The sequence below is a fragment of the Paenibacillus mesophilus genome, assembly GCF_005938385.1.
GTDB classification, from domain to species: Bacteria; Bacillota; Bacilli; order Paenibacillales; family NBRC-103111; genus Paenibacillus_AB; species Paenibacillus_AB mesophilus.
This window is the reverse complement of the sequence record NZ_VCRA01000001.1, coordinates 131,660-156,634: the sequence shown is the minus strand read 5'-3', so window position 1 is coordinate 156,634 and position 24,975 is coordinate 131,660. Positions and strand designations below refer to the sequence as shown.

Here is a 24,975-nt window from a genome sequence, read left to right as displayed (position 1 = left end):
GCAAATGAACAGGAAGATGTCCCCGGCCCGGCATACGATATAGCGTTATCCGTACCGGTACTGCTGCAGCGCCACGATTCTGGATACGTTCGTTCGACATTCGGTATAGCTTGGCTTCTTCAAACGAAGGCTTCGGCGACATCGAACAAGATGGGTTCGTCAGAAACTTTTGAGGAGGGATATTAATGGATCAAACGATGCAAGAGGAGGGAATGGAAGCGAATATCGCCTCATCCGGGCCGGAAATTGCCGCCGGCGCAACCGACGCAGCCGAGGAGCCCGCCACGGCGGGCATTGCTGCCGCGCATCCGCCGGGTATTGAGGAGAAAGCGACAATATCGCGTCAAATCGCCAGCAAATGGGTAAAGACGTCCGTGCTTCGGCAGGACGGGAGAGTCGCGCAGCACATTCCAGAGACGCGCATTTTTACACCCGACAATTTGTCGGCCATGTTGGCCCGATACGGCAAAGTCGTCATGAAGCCGGTTATCGGCACGGGCGGGCAGGGCGTAATCATGATCATCAAATCCGGGTCGACGTATTCGATCCGCCATCGCCGCAAAGTAACCCGGTACCGCAGCTTCGGCGGCATGTTAGCGGCCGTGAAGTCTATCCGGCGCAAGCGGTCCTACTTGGTGCAGCGGGGGATTAACCTAGCTACGATCCGTGGACGGCCGATCGATTATCGGGTCAAAGTGGTAAAGCAAAATGGCGCATGGGTTACAAGATCGATGGTAGGGCGGCTCGCCAACCCCGGCATGTTCGTCACGAACTTGTGCCGCGGCGGCACGATGCTGTCGTCGGCAGAAGGTATCCGGCGTTCGCTGTCGAGCTCGCTCGTCCGCCGCAAGAAGGGCGAGATGCGGAACATTACCCGCATCAGCATTCATTTGCTGGAACGTCATTTCCCGGGGATAGGCGAGCTCGGCTTCGATTACGGTTTCGACCGCTCCGGCAGGCTGTGGATATTCGAAGTCAACACAAGACCGCACTGATCGGTTTAACTTAATAGCATTTGATTATAGCTGCCGACAACGTGGCGCCGCCGACATGCGGCGTCTTTTTTTTGTGGAGGATACCAGGCAAGAACTTCATAATACGGAGATACCGGAAAAGGTCAGTTTATGAAATATCCGATCACACTCTTCCGCATTGCAATGCATGTTCTCCTCTGACCCATGCACACCACGATCATATAGGTGCGCTAGACGCACTCCACCAGGCGTTTCCCGAAGTACCGGTCCATATTTCCGGCAGGGAAGTCACGGAGAAATACTTGAGCAGCCATATACCGCCATGGAGCATGCCATTGCCGAGGCGGAAATCAATATTGAATCTTGAGCCAGGAACGACAAACAGCAATGGATCGCCGGCAGCCCGACCGCGATCCATTGCTGTTTATTGCTGACCGACTGCCAAGTAGCGTGCATACTGGAACGGCAGCAGGAAACATTTTCGCGCCGCCTCGTCGCCGTATACTTTCCGGATAACCGATTTGCCGGGCTTGATGTTCGCCTCAAGCAGCCACAACGTTCCCGACCGGTCGACGGCGAAATCGAGGCCGAACTCGGTGAAGCGTCTGCCGTAGTCGGATTCCAGATGAGGGGGAATATGCTGGGACAGGCAGCAAAGCCGATCCGTCAGTTCGTCCACCTTAGCCGGCTCGAACAGCCGCTCGAGGTACTGCTTCGTATCGTAGGCGCGCCCTCCGCCGCAAATGTTCGAGGTTATGCTGTGCGGGGGTCCTTCACGGACCGCCGTACCGGATATTTCCCATTCGCCGCTGCCGTTCTTCTGAACGAGAGCGCGAATATCGAACACGCGGCCTTCCTTATTGCGGATATCGATCCACTTTTGCAGCAAATATCCTCCGCCGCCCGTCGCCCGCCGTAAGGCGGAGCGGACGGTCATCTCGCTCCCGGATACGGTCGCCCTGCCGTTCCGCCGCAGCGTCCATCCGTCGTTCGAGTCGCTCAGCTTCAGGATGCCCTTTCCGCCTTTGCCGTTGATCGGCTTGATCATGATCGTACCGTGCTCACGTGCGAAGGAGAATGCGTCCGCCGTCGCCTTCATCGGCTTCGTCGGCAGCAGATGCGGCTCGATCGTCGAGGAGGAGAGCAGGTGCTGCTGGATCGTCCATTTGTTTCCCGATGCGAAGCCGGTGAAGCGGATCGGGCTATGCTGTTTGACGCGGATCGACTGCATGACCGTCTCGCGCTTCGTATAATAGCCGATGTCGACCGCAACGGATGGATATTCGCACGACGACGTCTTCGTCCAATTCGAGCCGGGGACGTAAACAAATCCTTCGATTCGTTTTCGCTTCAGCCGGACGCCGTTCGGCGCGAACAGCACGACACCGGAGAAGCCGGCGGAGATGGCCGCCTGTGCGTGCCGCATGTAGCGGCCGGGCGTGCCGATCCGGTGCGTCATGATGCCTAACAGGTTTGTTTTCATACCGTATCACCCGAGATGTCGTTTGCTTGCGGTAGTTATTCATCATCGATTCAGCATATGCCGACCGGGGGGGTTGGTGAGCGGCATCGGCCGTAATCGGGCGGCCGTGTTTAAGGCTCCGGCGAAAGGTGAACAATGAAGGACGTATGGCCAATACGAGCATGATTTGGGAGGAAACAGCATGAAGGGTAAACAATATGGCCTGCTTACGCTCGGCTTGCTTCTGCTCGCTGCCACGGGCTGCGGGTCGAAGCCGGTTTCGGGGCGGGCGGCGGCCGAGTCCCCGGAACCGGCGGTCCGTACGACGATTGTGAACACCGAAGGCAAGACGATCGGAAGTGCGACGTTTACGCAAGAACCGGGCGGCGTGCGGGTTCGAATGGAAGTAAGCGGAATAACGCCGGGAGTTCACGGATTTCATTTCCACGACACGGGGAAATGCGATACGCCCGATTTTACGACGGCGGGCCCCCATTTGAATCCGACAAGCAAAAAGCACGGTTTGCTCAGCATGGAAGGGCCGCATGCCGGCGATATGCCGAACTTGACGGCAGGAGCCGATGGAGTCGCGAAGGCAGACTGGCTTGCCGGCGGCGTTACGCTGGCGAAAGGAAAGCCGAACTCGCTGCACAAAGAGGGCGGGACAGCCATCGTCATCCACGAGAAGGCCGACGACGGCATGACCGACCCGGCCGGAAACTCCGGAGCCCGCATCGCTTGCGGCGTTATCCGCTAACCCGTATCGACGGGGCCGCGGAGATTACGCGCCGCGGGCTGTCAATATGTTGTCTATAAGTACGAAGACCGCCCCGGGGCGGTCTTGCCTTTTTATTCCGGGGTCCCCGCAAAGTATTTGGAATAAGCTTCGAAGCAAGGCTCCACTTTGTGGGGTGATTCTGTTAAACTCCTTGTAGGAAGCGCTATCATTTGTTTAACGTGGAGGGATTCATTCATGGCGGCTGAATCGCGAACGAAAGTAGAACCGATAACCGCAATTATCGTCGGAGCCGGTCATCGGGCGATTATTTACGGTTCATATTCGAAGAAGCATCCGGATGAGCTGAAGATCGTAGGCGTTGTCGACCCTGATCCGATCAGGCGAAGCAGAACGGCCAATATGTTCGGATTACCGGACGAGGCGGCTTATGTCGATGTGGAGGATCTCGTCCGCAGGAGCGGGAAAATCGCCGATGCCGCCATTAACGGCACGATGGACTCGCAGCATGTGCCCACGACGCTGCCTCTGCTCGATGCGGGCTATGACGTGCTGTTGGAAAAGCCGATCGGCACCGCGCAAAGCGAGGTGCTCGAGCTTCTTGCCGGCGCGCGCAAAAACGGACGCAAAGTGATGATTTGCCACGTGCTCCGCTATGCGCCGTTTTACGTCGAGATTCGCAGACGTGTCGCGGCGGGAGACATAGGCGACATTATCAGCCTGCAAACCGTGGAGAACGTAAGCTATCATCATATGGCAATGGGCTTCGTGCGCGGCAAATGGAGAAGCAAGGCGAGCGGCGGATCGTCCATGCTGATGTCGAAATGCTGCCACGATCTGGATCTGCTCGCCTGGATGAAGGGGGGCATCGCCCCGACCGCGGTAAGCAGCTTCGGCGGTCGCAGCTATTTCCGGGCCGAGAAAGCGCCCGCCGGCGCAGGCGAGCGCTGTCTGGACTGCGCGATCGAGGAATCGTGCGACTATTCCGCCAAGAAGCATTATTTGGAGCAGAAGCTGTGGGCGCCTTACTTGTGGCCGGACTACCATCTGGGCGTCGTGCCGTCCATGGAGGAGCGGATCGAGTCGCTTCGTACGGATAATCCGTACGGCCGCTGCGTCTGGAAATGCGACAACGATGTAGTCGATCACCAATCGGTCGTCGTCGAGTTCGCGGACGGGTGCACCGCCTCCCACAATATGACGGGCGGCACGTCAAAGCCATGCCGGGCCATTCATCTGATCGGCACTCACGGGGAAATTCAGGGCGTCATGGAGGACGGCTATTTCGTCGTCCGCCGTCCGGATCCGCGTGCCGGTCACGAGTACAGCGAGGAACGGGTCGAGCTGAAGGTGTCGAAGGACATGCACGGCGGCGGGGATTTGCGGCTGGTCGAAGATTTTATCCGCGTCGTCCGCGGCGAGCAGCCCTCCATCTCGTCGACCGCGCTGGAGGAATCGATTTACGGCCACCTGATCGGCTTCGCCGCCGACCGCTCCATGGAGAGCCGGCGAATCGTCGGTCTGGAGACGCTGTGATCCGACCCTCCCGGCTCCTGGGGAATCGATTTCCTCGAGCTCTCGAATCGTAATCTGCAATGCCGCGGTTCCTTTCCGTATGTCCGCGATGCGCATCGAGCCGGCGCGACTTGACGGAACGAGATAAAACCGTTTTAATTGTAGTAAACGGTTTCCCGGGAGATTGAGGCGTTAGAATGAAAAAATCGTTAACGATTCACGATATTGCAAAAATGGCCGAAGTGTCGTCAGCAACCGTCTCGCGGGTGCTCAGCAACAGCAGTTACCCGGTCAGCCCGGAGCTGCGCTCCAAAATATTGCGTATCGCCAAAGAAACGAATTACGTTCCGAATTTGCTCGGCAAACAGCTCAAGACGAAGACGAGCATGACGATCGGGGTCGTCATTCCTACGATCACGAACTTGTTCTATTCTTCCATCATACTCGGCGTAGAAGAAATCGCCCGCAAAAACAACTACCAGGTGCTGCTGTGCAACTCGTTCCAGGATCCGGAGCTCGAGGATAAATATATTCAGGCGATGTTCGAGAAGCAGGTGCGCGGTCTTGTCATATCCTCGATTTCGAGCGACAAGAAGCAGCTGAAGCATTTTATCGACATGGGCTTGAACGTCGTGGCGCTCGATCAGAAGATGGAGATGGAGGACGTCTGCCAGGTTGATTTCGACTACCGTAAAGGCGGCTACATCGCGACCCGGCATCTGATCGCCAAAGGCCATAAGCGGATCGCTTACTTGACGGCTCCTCTCGATAGGCCGAGCCGGATCAGCATACACGACGGCTACCTGGCGGCGATGCGCGAAGCAGGGCTTGAACAGATCGTGCAGGAAGGCGGCAAAGAAACGTACAGCGGCACGTACGAGTTCGAGAACGGCAAGGAGCAGACCCGGAGATTGTTGGACAAAGGCGAACGGCCGACGGCGATTTTCGCCTGCAACGACATGACGGCGTTCGGCGTCGTCAACGAATTGTCATCGATGGGCGTCAAAGTGCCGGAAGATATGTCGGTCATGGGCTTCGACGGCATCGATTTCGGGCAAATGATGACCCCGCCGCTCACGACGGTTCTGCAGCCGACGTACGAGATGGGCAGGCTCGCCTGCAACATGCTGCTGGACATGCTGATCGACGGCAAGAAGCCAGAGACGGGCATCATGCTTCAGCCGAAGCTGCTGGAGCGCGAGTCAGTTGCGGATTTTCGATAAAATGGATAAGCTCCCGGACGATTCATTCCGGGAGCTTGTTTGTTTGTTATAGGACATATGGGGCAGGGAATCGTGGCTGCGTAATGGAAAACATACAGTTATTTTCCGGCTATCGGCGCGATTCTTGTTCGCGAGATGGAAAAATGCTGCTATTTTTGCCGTCAGGGCCTCTTTAGCCGATATTGCGCCGAAATAACTACATGTTTTCCAGCAAAAATCGCTTTTCGGCCTTTTTAGCCGTAATTAGATGGAGGTTTTCCATCTAAGTTGCCGGAGAGCGGGATTCGCCAGATTTAGGCAGACTTTAGCACCGACTAGCAGACTTAGCGCCAGCTTGCCTTTAGCACACACTAGCAGGCTCTATCACCGGCTAACTGGCGGCGACCAGCCAGCCACTTCGCGGCATAACGGGTAACCGCCTCGCCCGCCCGACTCAGTTCGCCTCCCGGCGCAGCGCCCATACTTGCTTATGCCCGTTCTCCGGGCGGGCGAGGCCGAGGTTTTCCCTGAGCGTGGAGCCTTCGTAGGCGGTACGGAAAATGCCGCGGTTTTGCAGCTCGGGGATCACTTTGTCGACGAACGTTTCGAGTCCGCTCGGGTAAATGGCCGGGAGCAGGTTGAAGCCATCGGCGCCGCCCTCGTTCAGCCATTTCTCGATGAAGTCGGCGACCTGAATGACCGAGCCTGTAAACGTCACGTGTCCGTGCCCGCCGTAGCTGCGGCTCAGAAACTGGCGAATCGTCATGTTGTCCCGGATCGCCGCATCGATCACGACCTCGTGCCGGCTCGTGATGCCGCCTTTGACCGTGCCGTACGGCTTCGCCCTGTCGACCGGTACAGGCGCATCAAGCGGATATTCGGACAGATCGACGTCGAAATAGTTGGACAGCCGCTTCAATGATTTCTTCGTATCGACCAGCGAATTGAGCTCATCCTCCAAGTCTTTCGCCTCGGCTTCGGTATCGGCGACGATCGGACCGAGCCCCGGCATGATCAGAAGCTGATCGGGGGTGCGGCCGTATTTGGCGAGCCGCGATTTGACGTCGGTGTAAAATTCCTGCGCGGCCCCGAGCGTTTGCTGGGCGGTGAAGATCACTTCGGCCGTCTTGGCGGCCAGCTCCTTGCCGCTTTCCGAGGACCCGGCCTGGACGAGCACGGGGTAGCCTTGCGGCGGGCGGGGGATATTGAGCGGACCTTTGACGGAGTAGTAGCTGCCTTTGAAGTTGATTTCATGCACTTTGCCGGAATCGATCGTCGTGTCCGTCTCCCGGTCGTAGACGAGCGCATCCTCTTCCCAGCTGTCCCACAGCTGCTTGGTCACCTCGACGAACTCGTCGCCGATGTCGTAACGCTTCGTCAGCTCGGGATGTCCCGGCTTGCCGAAATTGTCGGCGTCGGCCTGCGAATGGCCGGTGACGATATTCCAGGCGGCGCGCCCTTTGCTGATGTGATCGAGCGAGGCGAATTTCCGCGCCACGTGAAACGGATCGTTGTACGTCGTGCTGACCGTGGCGATAAATCCGATATGCTTCGTCAGAGCGGCCAGCGCCGACAGCAGCGTGAACGGTTCCAGCCTCCGTCCGAGCCCGGAGTAGTTGTCGGCCATAAACAACGAATCGAGCAGCCCCCTCTCGGCGATACGCGCGAGCTCCGCATAATGCTCCAGCTCCAGATCGCTCTTAGGATTTGCTAGCGGATGCTTCCACGCGCCCGCATGATGGCCCGCCCCCCGGATAAATACGTTCAAATGCACTTGCTTCTTCGTTTGTCCCGATTGTCCCATTACCCCGCACCTCGTTTTCGTTGATAGTTTGTTCCCCAAACGCCAGCATGCAAAAAAACCGGAGCATAGCCGCAAGGCCAGCATCCGGTTGTCCGGTAACACAATCATATTCGATAAATCCGATATGTTTAGTCGAAATATAGCATGGTTTGTTTGGGGTGTCAATCGCTCTTTTTGCGATAATCTGCGAAAGCATCTTTTATTTTCGAAAATGGACACGGTAAGCGTGGAGTAAGAGATGCAAACGACTCTTATTCTAGAACAGGAACGCGGCAAGCGGCGCAAAAGAGCTGTCTTGGACAGCAATTCTCATCAATGTGGCCTCCATCCTGAGCAATAAAGTTTTTTCGAGGCTCCCGCACAATTTGCCTTCAAATATGCGTCCAACAGAGCTGAGGAAGAGGCGGCCCAACCGAACGGAACGACGAAAATATACGGTTGACAACGAACTAAACCGCTTGCTATAGTAGGTCCCATCAACTTCAAATAAACAAAACCCTATCGATTTAGTGTGATTTAATCAATCGACGGAAAATACGAGGAGGACTGTACTATGGCAAATGTTCGGCGCTTGGGAAGAACGGGACTGAAAGTATCCGAGGTAAGCCTCGGCACGATGGCATTCGGACGGTGGATCGACGAGCGGGCTTCGGCCGACGTGCTCGATGCGGCTCTCGACAGCGGCATCAACCTGATCGATACGGCGGATGTGTACGGCAAAGGAGCGGACCTCGGCAATCCGGACTCGATCGGGGAGTCGGAGCAAATTCTCGGCAACCTGCTGAAGGAACGAAGACACCGCATCATACTCGCGACGAAGGTGCACGGACGGGTAGGAACGGGAGTGAACGATGCCGGCCAGAGCCGGTACCATATTTTCCGCGCGGTGGAGAACAGCTTGAGACGGCTGCAAACCGACTATATCGATTTGTATCAGGTGCACCGCTTCGATCCGGAGACGCCGCTCGAGGAAACGCTTGGTGCCTTGGACGATCTGGTCCGCCAAGGCAAAGTGCGCTACATAGGGGCATCCAACTTCGCCGCGTGGCAGCTGGCCAAAGCGCACGGCATCAGTGCCCTTCATCGTCTGCACCGGTTCGAGAGCATCCAGCCGGAGTACAGCCTCATCTCCCGCGAAATCGAGCAGGAGCTCATCCCGTTCGCGCGGTCGGAGAACGTCGGGGTCATCGTGTACAGCCCGCTCGGCCGAGGCATCCTGACCGGCAAATACCGCGCAGGGGAAGCGCCGCCGGAAGGTTCCCGCCTAGCGGCCGGCGAGAAGCGGCTCGAGCTGCTGCTGCAAAAAAACCACAGCTTGACGCTGCCGGAGGCGCTTAAGGCGCTGGCCGACCGCCGCGGCCTTACTTTGGCGCAATTTTCGCTCGCATGGGTGCTGAGCCGCCCGGGCATTACATCGGCGATCCTCGGTGCTTCCAAGCCGAAGCAGGTGACGGAAGCGGCGAAGGCGTGGCATGAAAGACTGAGCCCGGAAGAGCTGAATGAAGTGGATGAGATTACGGAGCGGCTGCTCGCGCCGAAGCTTCCGGTCCACAGCTAAGGAACTTTAACGGAATAACGTACCTGTTCTCTGACGCCCGGGACTTGCCTTTACAAAGCCACGGTCGTCCATCAGGGAGGTAAATCCGTTAAAGTTCCTAAACGAAACCGAATAATCGACCGTTCAAACGGAGGTTGTCCAGCCGGATTCCAAGCGGAATGGGAGCGGACACCCTCCGTTTCTTTTTTTCCATTTATCCATAGGGAGGGGGGGACGTATGGCGAGTATTCGCATTCATCATCTGTATAAACGATACGGCAAAGACAAGCATGCGGTCGTCAAAGACTTCCACATGGATATCGAGGATAAAGAGTTCATCGTGTTCGTCGGCCCTTCCGGTTGCGGGAAATCGACTACGCTCAGGATGATCGCCGGACTCGAGGAAATATCCGAAGGGGAGCTGTATATCGGCGATCGGCTCGTCAACCATGTTCCGCCCAAAGACCGGGACATCTCGATGGTGTTTCAAAATTATGCGCTGTATCCGAACATGAGCGTATTCGAAAATATCGCCTTCGGCCTGCGCATGGCGAAGCTGCCGAGGCATGAGATCGACCAGGCGGTCAAAAACGCCGCCCGCATCCTGGAAATCGAATCGTTTCTGAGCCGCAAGCCGCGCCATTTGTCCGGGGGACAGCGCCAGCGCGTAGCTTTGGGCCGGGCGATCGTCCGCAATCCGAAGCTGTTCCTGATGGATGAGCCTTTGTCCAATTTGGACGCCAAGCTGAGAGTCTCGATGCGGATGGAAATTATAAAGCTGCACAAAAGCTTGGAAACGACTTTTATTTACGTAACCCACGATCAGGTGGAAGCGATGACGATGGCCGACCGGATCGTCGTCATGAAGGAAGGAGTCATTCAGCAGATCGACTCACCGGAGCGCATCTACTCGATGCCCCAAAATACGTTCGTAGCCGGGTTCATCGGATCTCCGCAAATCAACTTTTTGCGGGGACGCGTGCAGGAAAACAAGCTGGGGGGCTTGGAGTTTCATACGTCGCGCTTCAAACTGCCGATTCACGAAGCGCATGCGGCCGCCTTGCGCAAACATAAGCAGGTCGACCGGAACGTCATCGCCGGCATACGGCCGGAGCATATCAATCTGGAGGCGCTGTTTTCCGAGGCGGTCATTACCGGCACTTATAAATTTACGGAGCTGATGGGGGCGGACCGCTATTTGTACGTCGATGTCGGTCAAGAAAATCTGCTGATCGCCCGAGTCGATCCTTCCGTCTACTTCCAGGAAAACGAAACGGTCCGAATCGGCGTGCAGACGCTGAAAGCCCATTTCTTTCATCAAGATACCGGCGTGCGGTTCTCGGAGTAGTCCGGATGCAGGAAGGGGGAGTGATGCAAATATGGCCCCGAGCACCCGCTGGTTAAGCGGATTATGCAGCTTTGTGTTGATATTGAGCTTGATCGCATCCCAATCGGGCTATGCGCAGTCCGTTCCCGGCAAGCAGACGGCGCCGGACGCGAAGAATGAGACATCCCCGGTCAGGGCTAACGCCACCGCAGTTGCCGGCGCATCGCCTGCCGGCACCGTTACGGAACCGAAGTTCGGCGAAGCCGCGCTTGCCTGGAGCAAGCAAGGTATCGGCAATGCGACAGCGACCATCACCGTAAACGCGGGGCAACCTTCCGCCGTCTCGGATGCTTCGCAGCTCGCGACCGGAGATTACGCTGGAAAATCGCGCGTACTGCTATGGAGAGCGTCCGGCAAAGGATGGGTCGAATACACGGTCAACGTTCCGGAAAGCGCGCTGTACGAAATTCGCCTCTCGTACCGCCCATTGACCGAGAGCGGCGGCACGGGTCTCATCCTCTGGGAAGTTACGGTGGACGGGGAGCGGCAGTTCGCGGAATCGTCTTCGACGGCGCTGTACCGGACGTGGCAGGACGTCCGTCCGATTTTGAAAAACGGGGACGGGGACCAGATTCGTCCGAGGTCCAAGGACGTGTCCGATTGGAGCGTGAAGCCGCTGGTCGGTTCCTCGGGAGCTTATTCCGAGCCGCTGCAATGGTTTTTCGGGAAAGGCAGCCATACCGTCCGATTCACCGGAGCCGAGTCCGTCGCCTTGGAAACGATCCAGCTCGCCCCGAGAGCGCCAATCGCACCTTACAAGGAGGTGAACGCGGCTTACCCGGATACGCCCGCGGCGGCGGAGGCGCAGACGCTGACGCTGCAGGCCGAGGAGTTCGACAGCAAGAACGATACGGCGATCAAGCTGTTCTCCGACCGCAACCCGCGAAGCGTCCCGCGCGCCAAAGGACGCATCACGTACAACACGGCCGGCGGCATCCGCTGGGTGGAGCAAAATCAGGAAATCACATGGTCGTTCGAGGTGCCTGCGGACGGCCGGTACAAAATAGGATTCCGGGCACTCCAGAACACCGTATCGCAAAAGACTTCGTTTCGCACCGTGCGCATCGACGGCAAGGTTCCATTTCAGGAATTTCTCGCTTACGGCTTCCCTTATTCGGCTAGCTGGAAAGGCCGGGTGCTGGAGGATACGGATGGCAAGCCGTATTCGGTTTATTTGAAGAAGGGCAAGCATACGCTGTCGCTGGCCGTCACCCATGCGCCCGTCGAGCCGGTCATTACGGAGCTCGAATCGATCTCGCGGTCGCTCGATGCGATCGATTGGGATTTGCGCTCGCTTGTCGGCGCGGTCGTCGACCGGAACCGGACATGGAACATAGATCAAGATTTTCCGGGGTTGACGGGCAAGCTGGAGCAGACGGCGGACCGTATGGAGCGGCTCGCCGCGCATGCGATTCGCATCAACGGGAATAAAGACTCGATCAGCCAAGGTCTCGATACGGCGGCGAAAGACATACGCTCCCTGCTGAAAAAGCCGGAGGAAATCCCGTACAACGTGAAAGAAATTTCTTCGATGCGGGACAAATTCAGCTCGTTCATCGAAACGCTGCTCAAGCAATCGCTGCAGCTGGACGAAATTTATATCGCCCCGCTGGACGGGAGGCTGCCGACTATGGAGGCGTCGCTGTGGAGCCGGGTATGGGGCGGCTTAGCCAATTTTTATTACTCGTTCGACAGCAGGGACAGCATACGCAAGCTCGACTCCGGCAAGCTGAACATTTGGGTGCAGCGGGGAAGGGATTACGTCGACCAGCTCCAGCAGCTCGCCGACGAACGGTTTACGCCGGATACGGGCATTCAGGTGAAAGTCAATTTGATGGCCAACCCGGAGCTGCTGCTCATGTCCAATGCGGCGGGGGTGCAGCCCGACATCGCGCTCGGGCTGACGCAGGACTTGCCGGTCGATTTCGCGATCCGCGGCAGCTTGCACAATTTGGCGCAGTTTCCCGACTTTCCCGAGTTTTATAAAGGCTTCAGCCCGGGCTCCTGGCTGCCGCTATTTTACAACGGAGGCTATTACGGGATTCCGGAAACGCAATCGTTCCAAGTGTTGTTTTACCGCGACGATATATTGAAGAAGCTCGGCATCGGCGTTCCGCAGACGTGGGAGGACGTATACGACCTATTGCCGACGCTGCAGCAAAACTATATGAATTTTTACGTGAACGCGAGTCAATTTTCCCAGTATTTCTATCAGAATAAGGTGGAGCTCTACGAGCCGGACGGCTTGAAGACGGCGCTCGACAAGCCGGAGGCGTTCCGCGCGTTCAAGCAGTGGACCGATTTATTCAATACGTACGCGATCGAGCGCGAGGTGCCGAGCTTCTACCAGCATTTCCGCGACGGGACGATGCCGATCGGGATATCCGATTACAACATGTACGTGCAGCTGGCCGCGGCCGCGCCGGAGCTGAACGACCGCTGGAAAATCGCGGCGATGCCGGGCGTCAGGCAGACCGACGGCACGATACTCCGCTGGGCCGGCGGCGGACAGCGTACGGGCGTCATCTTCGAGAAGTCGGACAAGAAGGACGAGGCGTGGCGGTTTCTGAAATGGTGGCTGTCCGCGGACATTCAGCAGCAGTACGGCGCTGACCTGGAAGCGGTGAACGGAGTCGCCTTCAGGTGGAACACCTCCAATGTGGAAGCTTTTACCCGGCTTCCGTGGAAAAGAGAGGATGCGCAGGTGATTCTGAATCAGTGGAAATGGTACAAGGACATTCCGAACGTGCCGGGAGGCTACTTTCTGGAGCGGGAGGCGAACAACGCCTGGATCCGTACGGTCGTCGGCACGACGAATTACCGGGCTTCGCTCGAGCAGGCGGTGCGGGATATTAACCGGGAATTGCGCAGGAAGCAAGAGGAATTCGGATTTGTCGACAAAGGAGGCAACCGGCTCAAGCCGCTGCAAATTCCGCTTGTCGACCGCCCGTGGGAAGGAATAGACCGTTATGTGGACTAGGCTGTGGTCGCACCGGACTTCCTATTTCTTCATCGCCCCGTTCATGCTCTGCTTCATCGCCTTCATCGTCGTGCCGGTCATAGCCGCCATAGGGCTCAGCTTCACTTATTACAATGCGATTGCTAAGCCGGTTTTCATAGGCTGGAGCAATTTTCAATATTTGATATCCCAAGATTTGCTGTTCCTGAAATATGCGCTGCCGAACACGTTCAAGTTCGCCATTATCGTCGGCCCGGGCGGCTACGCGGCCGCGTTCGCGCTGGCGTGGCTCATCTCGCTCTTAAGCGCCAAGCTGCGCAAATGGATTGCGCTCGCGATGTACACGCCGTCGCTCACCGTCGGCATCGCGATGACGATCATCTGGCTGCCGATGCTGTCCGGCGATCGGATCGGATATTTGAACAGCTTTCTGCTAAATCAGGGGCTGATCGACATTCCGAAGCTGTGGGTGACCGACCCGAAGCTGCTGATGAACTCGATGATCGTCGTCACGCTCTGGTCGAGTATGGGAGTCGGTTTTCTGGCGATGCTGGCCGGCATTCTCAATGTCGATCCGACGCTGTACGAGGCGGGCAAAATCGACGGCATCCGCAGCCGGCTGCAAGAAGTATGGTACATTACGATTCCGTCGATGAAGCCGCAGATGCTGTTCGGGGCCGTCATGGCGATCGTGACGACGTTCAAGACGGGAGCGATCGGCGTGGAGCTGTCGGGCAAAAATCCGACGCCGGAGTATTCCGGCCATCTCATCGTGAACCACATTAACGATTACGGGTTTGTCCGTTTCGAGATGGGGTATGCGGCGGCGATATCCGTGTTCCTGCTGGTGCTGATGTACGCATCGAATAGACTGAGCTGGCGACTGTTCGGCGCGAAGGGGGAGTAGGCATGGCCAGAAAATACAAAATATCCCGGATCGCGCTCGCCGTGCTCATGCTGCTTTTCTCCGCTCTGATGCTTGCGCCGATCGTATATATTTTCAATCACGCGTTCAAGCCGTACCACGAGCTGTTCGTCTATCCGCCGAACTTTCTCGTGAGGGAGCCGACGATCCAGAACTTTATCGAGCTGCTGTGGGTGACGTCGAATTCGATCATTCCGCTGTCCCGGTATTTGTTCAACAGCTTGATCATTTCGCTCGTTACGGTCGTGCTGACTACGACGGTAAGCGCCTTGTGCGCCTATGCGCTGGCGAAGCACGAGTTTCCCGGACGCGCCTTCATCTTCTCGACGATCGTGCTCATGCTCATGTTCGCCCCGGAAGTCGTGCAAATTCCGCGTTACCTCGTCGTCAGCGGCCTCGGCCTGCTGAATACGTACCCGGGCCATATTTTGCCGATGCTCGCCCTTCCGGTCGGCGTGTTCCTGCTCAAGCAGTTTATGGAGCAAATTCCGAACGCCCTGCTGGAATCGGTCAGGCTGGACGGGGCGAACGAATTCATCGTGTTTTTGCGCATCGTCGTGCCGATCTGCATGCCCGCCGTCGCAACCGTCGCGATCCTTTCGTTCCAAGGCTCTTGGAGCAATTTGGAGACGTCGACGTTGTTCATGCAGGATGACGAGATGAAGACGTTCCCGTTCTTCCTGTCGACGCTGACGAACAATTTGGCCAACAACGTCGCGCGCCAAGGAGCCGCTGCCGTCGCGGCGCTGATCATTTTGGTGCCGAACCTGATTTTCTTCGTCGTCCTGCAACGGAAAGTCATCGATACGATGGCGCATTCCGGTATTAAATGATTCGGGGGGAGGAACCATCAATGAACAGGCGGCGATGGCTTCGTCCGACCATACTGCTGTTGCTGGCGTCGCTGCTCGCGGGAGGGTTCGGTCTTCCCGGGGCAAGCGCGTATACGCCCTACACGACTTATTACAAGGATGCCTACGGACAGCTGGTGCAAATTCAAGCCGCATACAAGCCGTCCGACGTTATCGGTCGCGACCTGGCGGGGGCGGACGGGAACGCGGCGGCCCGGGATGCATCTTTCGCCGCAACGCTGAACCAGCCGCAGGATCTGTTCGTCGACGCACGGGACCATCTGTACATTGCCGACACGGGCAACAACCGTATCATCCATCTGGACGAACAAGGCCGTTTCGTGCGGGCGTTCGATGGGAAAGGAAGTCCGCTGAACCGTCCAAACGGGGTGTTCGTCGATCCGGATGGGAACGTGTATGTAGCCGATACCGGCAACCAGCGGGTAGTGAAGCTGGATCGCGAAGGGGCGCTGCTGCGCGAGTACAAACGGCCGCAATCCCCCTATTTGCCGGCTTCGTTCAAATACGAGCCGACGAAGCTGGTCGTCGATAAGCGCGGCTTTCTGTACATTACGACGCTGGGCGCTTTTCAAGGGCTGCTCCAGCTCGATCCCGAAGGAAGCTTTCAAAACTTCTTCGGGGCGAACAAAGTGGCGTTCTCGCTGTTCGACTCGTTCAAGCGGCTGTTCTATACCCGCGAAATGTACCGGAGAGAGCTGAGCAAGCTGCCGGGCGCGATCGTCAATACGGCGATCGACCGGAACGGGTTCATTTATACGGTAACGAAGGAGATTCAGACCGATCAGATCAAGAAGCTGAACATCGCGGGCTTGAACCAGCTCGAGACGAGAGGGGAATTTATCGCGGCGAAAGACGCGAGCTACGGGGAAACCGCCTGGTGGGCCGAAAAGTCGGTTCCGCAGCTGCAGGATATCGCGGTCGATGCGGACGGCAATATGACGGTCGTCGACGCTCTGCTTGGGACGATCAGCCAATACGACGAGAACGGCAACCTGCTGTTTTTCTGGGGAGGCCGGGAAATCGCGGCGACTTCGAAGCTCGGACTCGTCAAAACCGCCTCGGCGATCGGAACGACCTCGAATGGCGATCTGCTCGTGCTGGACAACGTCAACCAGCTCATTCAGCGGTTCAAGCCTACCGAGTTCGGGGCGCTCGTCCATAAGGCCAACAAGCTAACCCAAGAGGGGCGGTACGAGGAAAGCGAGCCGCTATGGAAAGAGGTCGCCCGCATCAACGCTTTCTATACGCCAGCTTTGATCGGTCTCGCCAAAGCGGCCTTCAAGAAAGAGCAGTTCGAGGAAGCCGAGCGGCTGTTCCTCCAGGCGGGAGTGGGCCAGGGATATTCGGACTCATTCTGGCAAACGCGGCTGCTCTGGTTCCAGAATCATTTCGCGCTGCTGATGAATATCGTGGCGGCCGCCGTCCTGCTTGGCTTCTTGACGGAACGGCTAACGCGCAAATCGCCATGGCGCGGCAAACTGAGCGAGCGGCTCCGCTCGCGGCGGAAGCTGCTGCTGCAGCTGAAGCACGCGGGGTATTTGATCAAGCACCCGATAGACGGCTTCCATGCGATCCGTCACGAGAATAAGGCGGGCTTCGCCAGCAGTCTCATTATCGGCGTCCTTGCGGCTGCGTCATTCTCGTTCGTGAAAGCCGATACGAGCTTCGTGTTCAATCCGGCCGTCTATACCGGCGTCAAGCTCGGGCCGCTGCTCGTCCAGTTTATCGTGCTGTGGTTCGGCTGGGTCGTCTCGAACTTTCTCGTCAGCTCGCTGATGCGGGGGGAAGGGCGGCTCGCGGATGTATTTAACGGCAGCGCGTATGCATTGTTTCCGCTCATTCTCGTCGGTGTTCCGCTCACGCTGCTTTCCCATCTGTTCACCTTGAGCGAGCAATCCATATTCGGCTTTCTGCAGCTCGGCTTGATCGGCTGGACCGCTCTGCTGTTTTTCTGGATGGTGCAGGGCATTCAAAATTACAGCGTCGGGGAAGCGGCTCTGAATATCGTGTTCTCGCTTTTGTCGCTCGCGGTCATGGGCGCGCTTGTCTTTATTTTCATCAGTCTGAGCGGCGAATTGGTCGGCTTCGTCTATTCCTTGTACCAGGAGGTGGTGATCCGGTGACCGGAACAAAATTACGTCTTATCTTTACGCTATCGGCCGCCGCGGTCGTGCTGGCCGCCACCTTGTGGCTGGGGCTGCAAATATGGAGCTGGCAGAAGCAGGCGTCGACGCTGAGAAAAACGGCGCAAACGGGGAGTTCGTTCGCGAGTCCGGGCAGCACGCTGCTGCCCCCGCAGCTGCCTTCGGAGGAGCGGTTCAAGCAGGTTGCCGAAACGGCGTCGTTGAAGCTGCTCGCCGACAGCGTGACCGGACATTTCCAAGTCGTCGACAAGTCGACGGGGTACGTGCTGCGCTCTTATCCGGACCCGGCGTACTGGTCCGGGGAGACGCTGCCCGCAGGCTGGAAAAACAATTTGCTGTCTCCGATCATCGTGGAATACGCCAATATTTCCAACTACAAATCGGCGACGAAGACGGTCGGCCTGATCGGGGAGGACGGCTACTTGGAGCAGTTCCAGACGACGCCCGCGGGCTTCAAGGCGACGTTCGTGTTCGGCAAAGGCCAGTTTAAAATCCCGGTCGAGGTCGCTCTGAAAGACCGGTACGTGGAAGCGACGATACTGGACGGCGGCATCGTCGAGGGCGGCGCCTTCAGCCTGCTGAACGCCAAGCTTTATCCGATGTTCGGCAGCCAGCCCTCTTACGGTCAGGACGGCTATATTTTCATCCCAGACGGGTCGGGAGCGCTCATCCGCTTCAAGCAGGACCGGATCATGCCGCAGCTTACGTACAACGAGAGCATCTACGGCAGCGACGGCTCCTTCTACAGCGAGAACACGGGGAGGCAGCCGGTGACGCTTCCGGTATTCGGACTGAAGTCGGGCGGCCAAGGGTTCGCGGCCGTCGTAACCGAAGGCGCGGAGACGGCCAACGTATACGTGGCTCCGTCCGGCTCGGTCGGCATCTCCAACTGGGTGACGGCGGAATGGCAATACCGCAAACGTTTTTTTCAAAGCATCAGCAAAAGCACCAACGAAGGCTTCTATACGTACGGCGCCGACAAATTCGTAGTCCCCCGCAGGACGGTCCGCTATTACGTGCTGAGTCCGAAGGCTAGCGACTACGTCGGCATGGCTTCCGTCTACCGCTCGTATTTGACCGACGAGTTGAAGGTGAAGCCGCTGCAGCCGTCCAAGGACGGCATTCCGCTGTATCTCGATATAATCGGTGGCGATATCGAGAAAGGGCTGATGCTGGATAAATATCAAACGGCGACGACGACGTCCGATGCGATCCGTCTCGTACAGGACGTTTACGACCTCGGCATCCGCAACATGACCGTTCATTATGCCGGGTGGCAGGAGGACGGCTACAGCACCCACGGGAACTATTTCCCGGTAGATTCGAAGCTCGGCGGCAACCGGGGGATGAAAGCTTTTATCGACTTCGCCCATTCGCTCCGCATTCCCGTCTATTTGACGGCGAATTATACGGTCAATACGGACGGCGACGGCTTCTGGCCGAGACGCGACGGCTTGCGGGATTTGGCGGGGAACGTGCTGGAGGCGAACGTGAACCATAAGCAGGACCCGGCCGCGCTGGTAAGCCCGGGATTTTACCGCAAGAGAATCGAATCCGACTTGTCCCGGTACAAAAGCCTCGGCGCGGATGGCATTTATTTCGAGGACGGCATCGGCCGGCTGCTGAGCACGGACTACAACGGCCGCTATCCGGCCAGCCGGGGCGACTCGATCGGCATCCAGCGGGACGTTTTCCGGCAAACGAAAGAAGCACTCGGCTCGGTGGCGGCGAACAATGCGAATGCATTCGCCTTCGATCAGGTAAACCATATTCCGCGGTTGGCCGACGATTACTCGTACGATATTTTCGTCGACGAAGCGGTGCCTTTCGCACAAATCGTCCTGCACGGCCTGGTCGGCTATACGTCGAATTGGTCTAATATGCGCAACGAGTCCCACGCCGAATTTTTGCGCAGCATCGAATACGGAGCTTACCCGACCTATGTGTTCACGGGCTCGTCGTCGGATAAGCTGAAGAACGCTTACTCGGTGTGGCACTATAGCTTGAACTACAAAGATTGGCTCGGCAGTCTGGCGGAGGAATACCGGAGAAGCAGCGAGGCGCTCTCGCAGGTGCAGGATAAGGCGATTACGGGACACCGCACTCTCGCTCCGAACGTGAAGGAAACGGTATACGAGGGCAACTATCGGATCATCGTTAACTATAACGTCGCGGAGTACGTCAAAGATTCGCTGCGGGTGCCCGGCCAAGATTTCATAGTCGTCAAGGGAGTGGCTGCACCATGAAACTAAGCGAGAGATTCAGTACGACCACGCTCCGCAAGCTGGAAGGCTCCCTGTTCATCGCGCCATGGATTTTCGGCTTCTTTGCCTTCGTCGCTTATCCGCTCGGCTATTCGCTGTACATGAGCTTTTTCCAGGTGAGGATTACCGTCAATTCGGTCGTCTATACGTACGTGGGCTTCAAAAACTACAAAGAAATTCTCGTCTCGAACGGCAGCCTGCTGTACAACGACTTGATCCCGTTTCTAAGGGAGTCGGCGATGATGATCCCGATCATTCTCGTATTCTCGCTTCTGGTGGCGATTCTGCTCCATATCCGGTTTCGGGCACGAACGATGTTCCGCGTCATCTTCTTCCTGCCCGTCATCTTCTCTTCCGGCCAGATCGTCCAAGAGTTCATCAACCAGGGCGAAGGCTCGCTTCTCATTATGGAGGCGCTGAAAATCGACGCGTACTTGCAGGACTACGTGCCGGCTTCGTGGGCGAAGCCGATCCAGACCGTATTGGGTTCTTTCGTACTCGTGCTCTGGTATTCGGGCGTGCAAATTCTGATTTTTCTGGCGGGAAGGCAAACTTTGTCCGCCTCGATGTACGAAGCGGCCCGGATCGACGGCGCCACGCCGTGGAACACGTTCTGGAAAATTACGCTGCCGGGTCTCGTTCCGTATATTTTCCTGAACCTGATGTATACGGTAGTCGATTTGTTCACGTTTCCGTCCAATCCGATCGTGAGCAAAGTCAATACGACGAATTACGGCAGCTCGAGCGCGCTGGCGTGGATTTATTTCAGCATCATTTTGCTGTTCGTCGGGCTTACGCTGCTGCTGTACAGTCGGGTCGATAAGGCGCTCGCCGGAAGCCGGGCCTAGGGAACTTTAACGGAATTACCGCCATGACTTACGACCGGGGCTTTGCGGACCGGCAAGTCCGGCCGTCAGAGAGCAGTAACGTAATTCCGTTAAAGTTCCTAGGAGAGAGGGAGAGAGGGAGAGAGGGGGAGGAAGCCGCCATGCTGCCGCAAAAAAGAGCAGGCCGGCCGAGATGGGTGTCGGAGGAAACGATCCGGAGCTGGGTCGAATTTCTGAAATACCGGGTGATCGGTGCGGAAATGGACAAAGGCATTTTGTTCAAAATTTTGTTGTACGTCATCCTGATCAATGTGGCGTTCATCTACATCAAGCCGATTTTGTACATGGTGACGACGATGGTCAAGGACGCGAAAAACATTCTCGACCCGACGGTCATCTGGGTGCCGAAATCGCTTTATTTCGGCCATTTGGCGGAAGCGACCCGGCTGCTGAATTATGTGAAAAGCTTTATGATCAGCGTGTCGCTGTCGGCCGCGGTGTCGGTGCTGCAAATTTTTTCTTGCGCCGTAGCCGGGTACGCGTTCGCCCGTCTCGATTTTCCGCTCAAAAATTTGTGGACCGTCCTGCTGCTGTTCACCTTCATCATGCCGCCGCAGGTGATCATCTTGCCTTCGATTATGCTGTTCAAAGGGTTCGGCTGGATGGACACGGTGCTGCCGATGGTCGTCCCTGCGCTGTTCGGACACGGGCTGAAGGGGGCGATGTTCGTAATCATTTACCGCTCGTTTTATTCGAACCTTCCGAAGGAGCTGGATGAGGCGGCGCGAATGGACGGGGCGAACGGGGTGAAGCTGTTTTTCCGCGTTATGTTCCCGCTCTCCAAGTCGGCGATCGTCGTCGTCCTGCTGTTCTCGATCGTCTGGAATTGGAACGACTTCTATCTTCCGTCGATCTTCATGTTCACGGCCCAGAACGTTCCGCTGTCGATTACGCTGGCTCGGCTCGCGGCCGAGCTGAAGCTGGCAGCCGGAGCGGGAGAGATGACTGTGTACGGGGAGTCGATCAAGATGGCGGCGGCGTTTCTGATTATATTCCCGCTGCTGATCGTCTACTTCTTCGCCCAGCGCTGGTTCATCGAAGGGGTGGAGCGGACGGGGCTTGTGGAGTAGGGGGAGTCAAACCGGGCCGATCCCAAGTAGATAGTGCTCAAATGTACCTTATCCGCGAGAAAAGTCGCGTTCGGCCGCCAGATAGTGTTCAAATGTACGTTATGAGGATTGGACCGGGGTGCGAAGGGGGTGCCAATTCTGTAAACTCCGTCTTCCCCTCACAAAAGGGATGCTCCTTTTTCGTGGCTTAAATCTGACTAACGAGCTATGAAAAGTTGGTTTTTGAAAGAGGTGATGTCCGGATACGAAGGTGTACAGGGCGAAGCTGCCCGATAGGACGATGCGACAGAAGGGGATAGCCGGCATAGGAACGGCGAAATCGGCGGAATGCCGCAACACAACTTTTTAAACTCAATCAGGCGGTGACTCATTCATGAAGAAGCTTACTTTGGCATTAAATTTTCTACTCCTTACGAGCCTGCTCGCGGCTTGCAGCAAGGAAGGCGCCGACAGCGCCGGGAAATCGGCCGACGGCAAGTCCGGAGAGAGCGCGAGCTACAAGAAGCTCGGCGACGAATCGTTGAAGCTGACCTTTTTCAATACGAGCGGCACGTTTCCGGATGTCGAATTCAATACGCTGATCGCGGCCCCGATCAAGGCGAAATACCCGAACGTAACGATCGAGCGGATCACACCCGCCGCGCAAACGACGAATGAGGAAGTGCTGTCGACGTACACGCCCGACATCATTTATTCGTCCTCTTCTTCCCATCAGAGGATCGTCCGCACCGGCGCGTACGAGGATTTGCGCGGATTGATCAAGCTGCACAAGTTCGACGAATCCAAGATCAAGCCGATTTTGTACGACTACATCAAGGAAATTACGAAAGGCAAAGGCGATGCGATCCTCGCGATTCCGTTCAACGCCAACCAGCATGTCCTTTATTACAACAAGGATATCTTCGATAAGTTCGGCGTGCCGTATCCGACGAATAAACAGCAAACGTGGGACGAAGTACTCGACATCGCCCGCAAGCTGACCCGGACGGACAACGGCAGCCGCTACATCGGACTTTCCGTCGACAACTTGACCGGACTCGCGAAAGGACTCGGACTTCCGTATTTGGACCGCGAGACGGGCAAAGCGGCGCTGGATACGCCCGGTTGGAGACGCATTTTCGAGCTGAACAAAAAAATATTCGAGCTGCCCGGCTACGTCGCCCCGGACAAAAAATGGAATTACGGGAGAGAGGATTTCTACAAAGATCAAAAGGTCGCGATTCGCGTGACGTGGCTCGCCAACATGGTCGGCCCGATGGAGGAACTGCGCCAGCAGGGCGTCGAGTTCAACTGGGATATCGCCCCCGCGCCGAACTTCAGCGATCAGCTCGGCAAGACGCGGGAAGCGCAAATCCACTCGCTGTCGGTCAACAGCAAGAGCAAGCATAAGGACGAGGCGTTCCAGGTCATCGCGGAAATATTGTCGAACGACGGGCAGCGCATTTTGGCGAGAAACGGCCGGGTTCCGGCGATCATCAACCCCGAGCTGAACAAGGAATACGGTCTCGACATTCCGGTGCTGAAAGGGAAGACAGTGCAGAACGTATTCGTCGGCGACCCGCTACAGGAGCACTATGTCCACCCGTATGAGCTGGAAATCGGCAAAAGGCTGGAGGAAGCGGCGGCCGACCTAGCCATTAACGGACTGGACGTCAACTCGGCGATTCGCAAAGCGACAGAGGCGATCAACAAAGATGTGGAGACGTTGAAGACGACGCTCGGCAATCCTTAATATGATGCGAGCGGCACTTCTGCCAATGATGCAGGGTCATTTTCCGGGAAAGGCGGTTTACTTGCCATAGCAGGCATCTTGTCGCGGCATCAGGGAAACGTTGTGGCGAAATCAGTTACAAACCTGAGCGATAGGTGGTGTACGTTCTGATGCCAAAAAGTATCTTTACGTTTAGCTTGCTGATGCTGGCAGCGCTCCTCGCAGGCTGCTCGTCCGGCGGCGGGGCGTCTTCATCGGGAGCCGAATCCGCGGGCTCCTCCTTCAAAAAGCTCGGCGACGAGCCGGTAAAGTTGTCTCTTTTTACGACCGGCGCTACGTTTACCGACGTCGAATTCGCGACGATGATCGCCGACCCGATTCGCAAAAAGTTCCCCAACGTCACGATCGAGCGGATTCAGTCCGCGACGAATGCCAGCGCCACGGAGGTGCTGTCGACGTATACGCCCGACCTTATATTCGGCAGCCTGACGCCGACGGTAATCCGCACCGGCGTCTACGAGGATTTGCGGGAGCTGATCAAGCGGCACAAGTTCGACGAAAGCCGCCTGAAGCCGGTCGGCTACGACTACATCAAGGACATTATGAAGGATAAAGGCGGCGCCGTAATGGCTCTTCCGTTCAATATTAACCAGCACATTACGTATTACAACAAAGATATTTTCGACAAGTTCGGCGTTCCGTACTTGACCGAGAAGCAGCTGACGTGGGACGAAGCCGTAGAGCTCGGCGCGAAGCTGACGAGAACGGTGAACGGCGTTCATTATGTCGGTCTGGTCGTAGACAATTTGACCGGACTTGCGAAATCATATGAAAATCCGGTGCTCGACCGGAAGACGGGCAATGCGGTCATCGATACGCCGGACTGGAGACGTATTTTCGTGCTGCAGAAAAAAATATTCGATACCCCGGGCTATATCGCGGCCGACAAGAAATGGAACTGGACGCGCGATCATTTCATGAAGGACCAGATTGTCGGCATGCGGGTCTCCTGGCTCGCCAACATGGTAGGACCGCTTGAGGAGCTGCGCCAGCAGGGCGTCGAGTTCAACTGGGACATCGCACCGACGCCGACGTTTCCCGAGAAGTTAGGCTACACGCGCGGGGCGCAGATCCATTCGCTCGCCGTCAACAGCCAGAGCAAGAACAAAGATTTGGCGTTTCAGGTCATCGCGGAAATATTGTCGGATGACGGCCAACGGATACTGGCCCGCAACGGTCGGGTACCGGCTGTCGTAACCCCGGAGCTGCAGAAGGAATACGGTCTGGACATTCCGGTGCTGAAGGGGAAAAACGTGCAAAATGTTTTCATCGGCAAGCCGCTGCAGGAGCATTACATCCATCCTTACGAGTCGGGCATTACGGCCCGTCTGACGGAAGCCGCCGAAGATTTGGCGATCAACGGCCTCGACGTCAACTCGGCGATCCGCAAGGCGACGGAGGCGATCAACAAGGACGTGGCGACGCTGCGCACGACGCTCGGAGACTATTGATGCACGGCCGGTCCT

At 57.0% G+C, this 24,975-nt stretch carries 17 protein-coding genes and 1 pseudogene; 16 read left to right on the top strand and 2 right to left on the bottom strand.

All coding sequences use genetic code 11. The annotated features are described in order from the left end of the window. Window positions 1-185 precede the first annotated feature (185 nt). Together FE783_RS00540 and FE783_RS38630 are read left to right on the top strand one after the other, a co-directional pair. The gene (locus tag FE783_RS00540; RefSeq protein WP_238402811.1) at window positions 186-995 is read left to right on the top strand and encodes a YheC/YheD family protein; all 810 of its coding nucleotides are present in this window, start codon (window positions 186-188) and stop codon (window positions 993-995) included. Window positions 996-1,171: 176 nt separating this feature from the next. Then, window positions 1,172-1,408 (top strand): annotated as a pseudogene (locus FE783_RS38630) (MBL fold metallo-hydrolase); the annotation flags it as partial. On the opposite strand, the gene FE783_RS00530 reads toward FE783_RS38630, so the two are convergent. Then, window positions 1,399-2,457, bottom strand: a complete 1,059-nt coding sequence (locus tag FE783_RS00530) for a YheC/YheD family endospore coat-associated protein (RefSeq protein ID WP_138877359.1) — start codon at window positions 2,455-2,457, stop codon at window positions 1,399-1,401. The pseudogene FE783_RS38630 and the gene FE783_RS00530 overlap by 10 nt on opposite strands. Before the next feature lie 181 nt (window positions 2,458-2,638). Between FE783_RS00530 and FE783_RS00525 the strand changes: the two genes are divergently transcribed. The 3 genes from FE783_RS00525 to FE783_RS00515 all read left to right on the top strand — a co-directional run bounded on the left by FE783_RS00525 (window position 2,639) and on the right by FE783_RS00515 (window position 5,910). Further along, window positions 2,639-3,193, top strand: coding sequence for a superoxide dismutase family protein (locus FE783_RS00525; RefSeq protein ID WP_138877358.1), 555 nt, complete (start codon window positions 2,639-2,641; stop codon window positions 3,191-3,193). Between the two features lie 216 nt (window positions 3,194-3,409). Then, window positions 3,410-4,708 (top strand): Gfo/Idh/MocA family protein, encoded by a 1,299-nt coding sequence (locus FE783_RS00520; protein WP_138877357.1) that lies wholly within the window; start codon window positions 3,410-3,412, stop codon window positions 4,706-4,708. A gap of 176 nt (window positions 4,709-4,884) precedes the next feature. Further along, window positions 4,885-5,910, top strand: a complete 1,026-nt coding sequence (locus FE783_RS00515; RefSeq protein WP_138877356.1) for a LacI family DNA-binding transcriptional regulator — start codon at window positions 4,885-4,887, stop codon at window positions 5,908-5,910. A 433-nt stretch (window positions 5,911-6,343) separates the two neighbouring features. On the opposite strand, the gene FE783_RS00510 is transcribed toward FE783_RS00515, so the two are convergent. Continuing rightward, complete coding sequence (locus tag FE783_RS00510; protein WP_138877355.1) at window positions 6,344-7,693, bottom strand: LLM class flavin-dependent oxidoreductase; 1,350 nt, start codon at window positions 7,691-7,693, stop codon at window positions 6,344-6,346. A gap of 553 nt (window positions 7,694-8,246) precedes the next feature. Between FE783_RS00510 and FE783_RS00505 the strand changes: the two genes are divergently transcribed. From FE783_RS00505 to FE783_RS00455, 11 genes are all read left to right on the top strand, one after another. Next, window positions 8,247-9,251, top strand: coding sequence for an aldo/keto reductase (locus FE783_RS00505; RefSeq protein ID WP_138877354.1), 1,005 nt, complete (start codon window positions 8,247-8,249; stop codon window positions 9,249-9,251). 217 nt (window positions 9,252-9,468) lie between these two features. Continuing rightward, window positions 9,469-10,578, top strand: a complete 1,110-nt coding sequence (locus FE783_RS00500) for an ABC transporter ATP-binding protein (RefSeq protein ID WP_138877353.1) — start codon at window positions 9,469-9,471, stop codon at window positions 10,576-10,578. 31 nt (window positions 10,579-10,609) lie between these two features. After that, complete coding sequence (locus tag FE783_RS00495) at window positions 10,610-13,597, top strand: extracellular solute-binding protein (RefSeq protein ID WP_138877352.1); 2,988 nt, start codon at window positions 10,610-10,612, stop codon at window positions 13,595-13,597. After that, window positions 13,587-14,483, top strand: coding sequence for a carbohydrate ABC transporter permease (locus tag FE783_RS00490; RefSeq protein ID WP_138877351.1), 897 nt, complete (start codon window positions 13,587-13,589; stop codon window positions 14,481-14,483). The genes FE783_RS00495 and FE783_RS00490 overlap by 11 nt, the downstream gene beginning before the upstream one ends. A gap of 47 nt (window positions 14,484-14,530) precedes the next feature. Beyond that, the gene (locus tag FE783_RS00485; RefSeq protein WP_420799701.1) at window positions 14,531-15,334 is read left to right on the top strand and encodes a carbohydrate ABC transporter permease; all 804 of its coding nucleotides are present in this window, start codon (window positions 14,531-14,533) and stop codon (window positions 15,332-15,334) included. Window positions 15,335-15,354: 20 nt separating this feature from the next. Further along, the gene (locus FE783_RS00480; RefSeq protein WP_138877349.1) at window positions 15,355-17,496 is read left to right on the top strand and encodes a YIP1 family protein; all 2,142 of its coding nucleotides are present in this window, start codon (window positions 15,355-15,357) and stop codon (window positions 17,494-17,496) included. Next, complete coding sequence (locus tag FE783_RS00475) at window positions 17,493-19,763, top strand: DUF5696 domain-containing protein (protein ID WP_138877348.1); 2,271 nt, start codon at window positions 17,493-17,495, stop codon at window positions 19,761-19,763. The genes FE783_RS00480 and FE783_RS00475 overlap by 4 nt, the downstream gene beginning before the upstream one ends. Next, window positions 19,760-20,629: a carbohydrate ABC transporter permease gene (locus FE783_RS00470; RefSeq protein ID WP_138877347.1), complete on the top strand. Its 870-nt coding sequence runs from the start codon at window positions 19,760-19,762 to the stop codon at window positions 20,627-20,629. The genes FE783_RS00475 and FE783_RS00470 overlap by 4 nt, the downstream gene beginning before the upstream one ends. Before the next feature lie 140 nt (window positions 20,630-20,769). Then, window positions 20,770-21,738 (top strand): carbohydrate ABC transporter permease, encoded by a 969-nt coding sequence (locus tag FE783_RS00465; protein ID WP_138877346.1) that lies wholly within the window; start codon window positions 20,770-20,772, stop codon window positions 21,736-21,738. A gap of 373 nt (window positions 21,739-22,111) precedes the next feature. Further along, window positions 22,112-23,470: an ABC transporter substrate-binding protein gene (locus tag FE783_RS00460; protein WP_138877345.1), complete on the top strand. Its 1,359-nt coding sequence runs from the start codon at window positions 22,112-22,114 to the stop codon at window positions 23,468-23,470. A 149-nt stretch (window positions 23,471-23,619) separates the two neighbouring features. Then, the gene (locus FE783_RS00455) at window positions 23,620-24,960 is read left to right on the top strand and encodes an ABC transporter substrate-binding protein (protein ID WP_138877344.1); all 1,341 of its coding nucleotides are present in this window, start codon (window positions 23,620-23,622) and stop codon (window positions 24,958-24,960) included. The last annotated feature ends 15 nt before the right edge of the window (window positions 24,961-24,975 follow it).

Excerpts from the sequence above, each read along its gene's own strand:
- FE783_RS00520 (WP_138877357.1), top strand. The coding sequence starts at position 3,410 with ATGGCGGCTGAATCGCGAACGAAAGTAGAACCGATAACCGCAATTATC.
- FE783_RS00505 (WP_138877354.1), top strand. The coding sequence starts at position 8,247 with ATGGCAAATGTTCGGCGCTTGGGAAGAACGGGACTGAAAGTATCCGAG.
- FE783_RS00490 (WP_138877351.1), top strand. The coding sequence starts at position 13,587 with ATGTGGACTAGGCTGTGGTCGCACCGGACTTCCTATTTCTTCATCGCC.
- FE783_RS00530 (WP_138877359.1), bottom strand. The coding sequence starts at position 2,457 with ATGAAAACAAACCTGTTAGGCATCATGACGCACCGGATCGGCACGCCC.
- FE783_RS00495 (WP_138877352.1), top strand. The coding sequence starts at position 10,610 with ATGGCCCCGAGCACCCGCTGGTTAAGCGGATTATGCAGCTTTGTGTTG.
- FE783_RS00515 (WP_138877356.1), top strand. The coding sequence starts at position 4,885 with ATGAAAAAATCGTTAACGATTCACGATATTGCAAAAATGGCCGAAGTG.
- FE783_RS00510 (WP_138877355.1), bottom strand. The coding sequence starts at position 7,693 with ATGGGACAATCGGGACAAACGAAGAAGCAAGTGCATTTGAACGTATTT.
- FE783_RS00470 (WP_138877347.1), top strand. The coding sequence starts at position 19,760 with ATGAAACTAAGCGAGAGATTCAGTACGACCACGCTCCGCAAGCTGGAA.
- FE783_RS00525 (WP_138877358.1), top strand. The coding sequence starts at position 2,639 with ATGAAGGGTAAACAATATGGCCTGCTTACGCTCGGCTTGCTTCTGCTC.
- FE783_RS00465 (WP_138877346.1), top strand. The coding sequence starts at position 20,770 with ATGCTGCCGCAAAAAAGAGCAGGCCGGCCGAGATGGGTGTCGGAGGAA.
- FE783_RS00460 (WP_138877345.1), top strand. The coding sequence starts at position 22,112 with ATGAAGAAGCTTACTTTGGCATTAAATTTTCTACTCCTTACGAGCCTG.
- FE783_RS00485 (WP_420799701.1), top strand. The coding sequence starts at position 14,531 with ATGCTGCTTTTCTCCGCTCTGATGCTTGCGCCGATCGTATATATTTTC.
- FE783_RS00480 (WP_138877349.1), top strand. The coding sequence starts at position 15,355 with ATGAACAGGCGGCGATGGCTTCGTCCGACCATACTGCTGTTGCTGGCG.
- FE783_RS00455 (WP_138877344.1), top strand. The coding sequence starts at position 23,620 with ATGCCAAAAAGTATCTTTACGTTTAGCTTGCTGATGCTGGCAGCGCTC.
- FE783_RS00500 (WP_138877353.1), top strand. The coding sequence starts at position 9,469 with ATGGCGAGTATTCGCATTCATCATCTGTATAAACGATACGGCAAAGAC.
- FE783_RS00540 (WP_238402811.1), top strand. The coding sequence starts at position 186 with ATGGATCAAACGATGCAAGAGGAGGGAATGGAAGCGAATATCGCCTCA.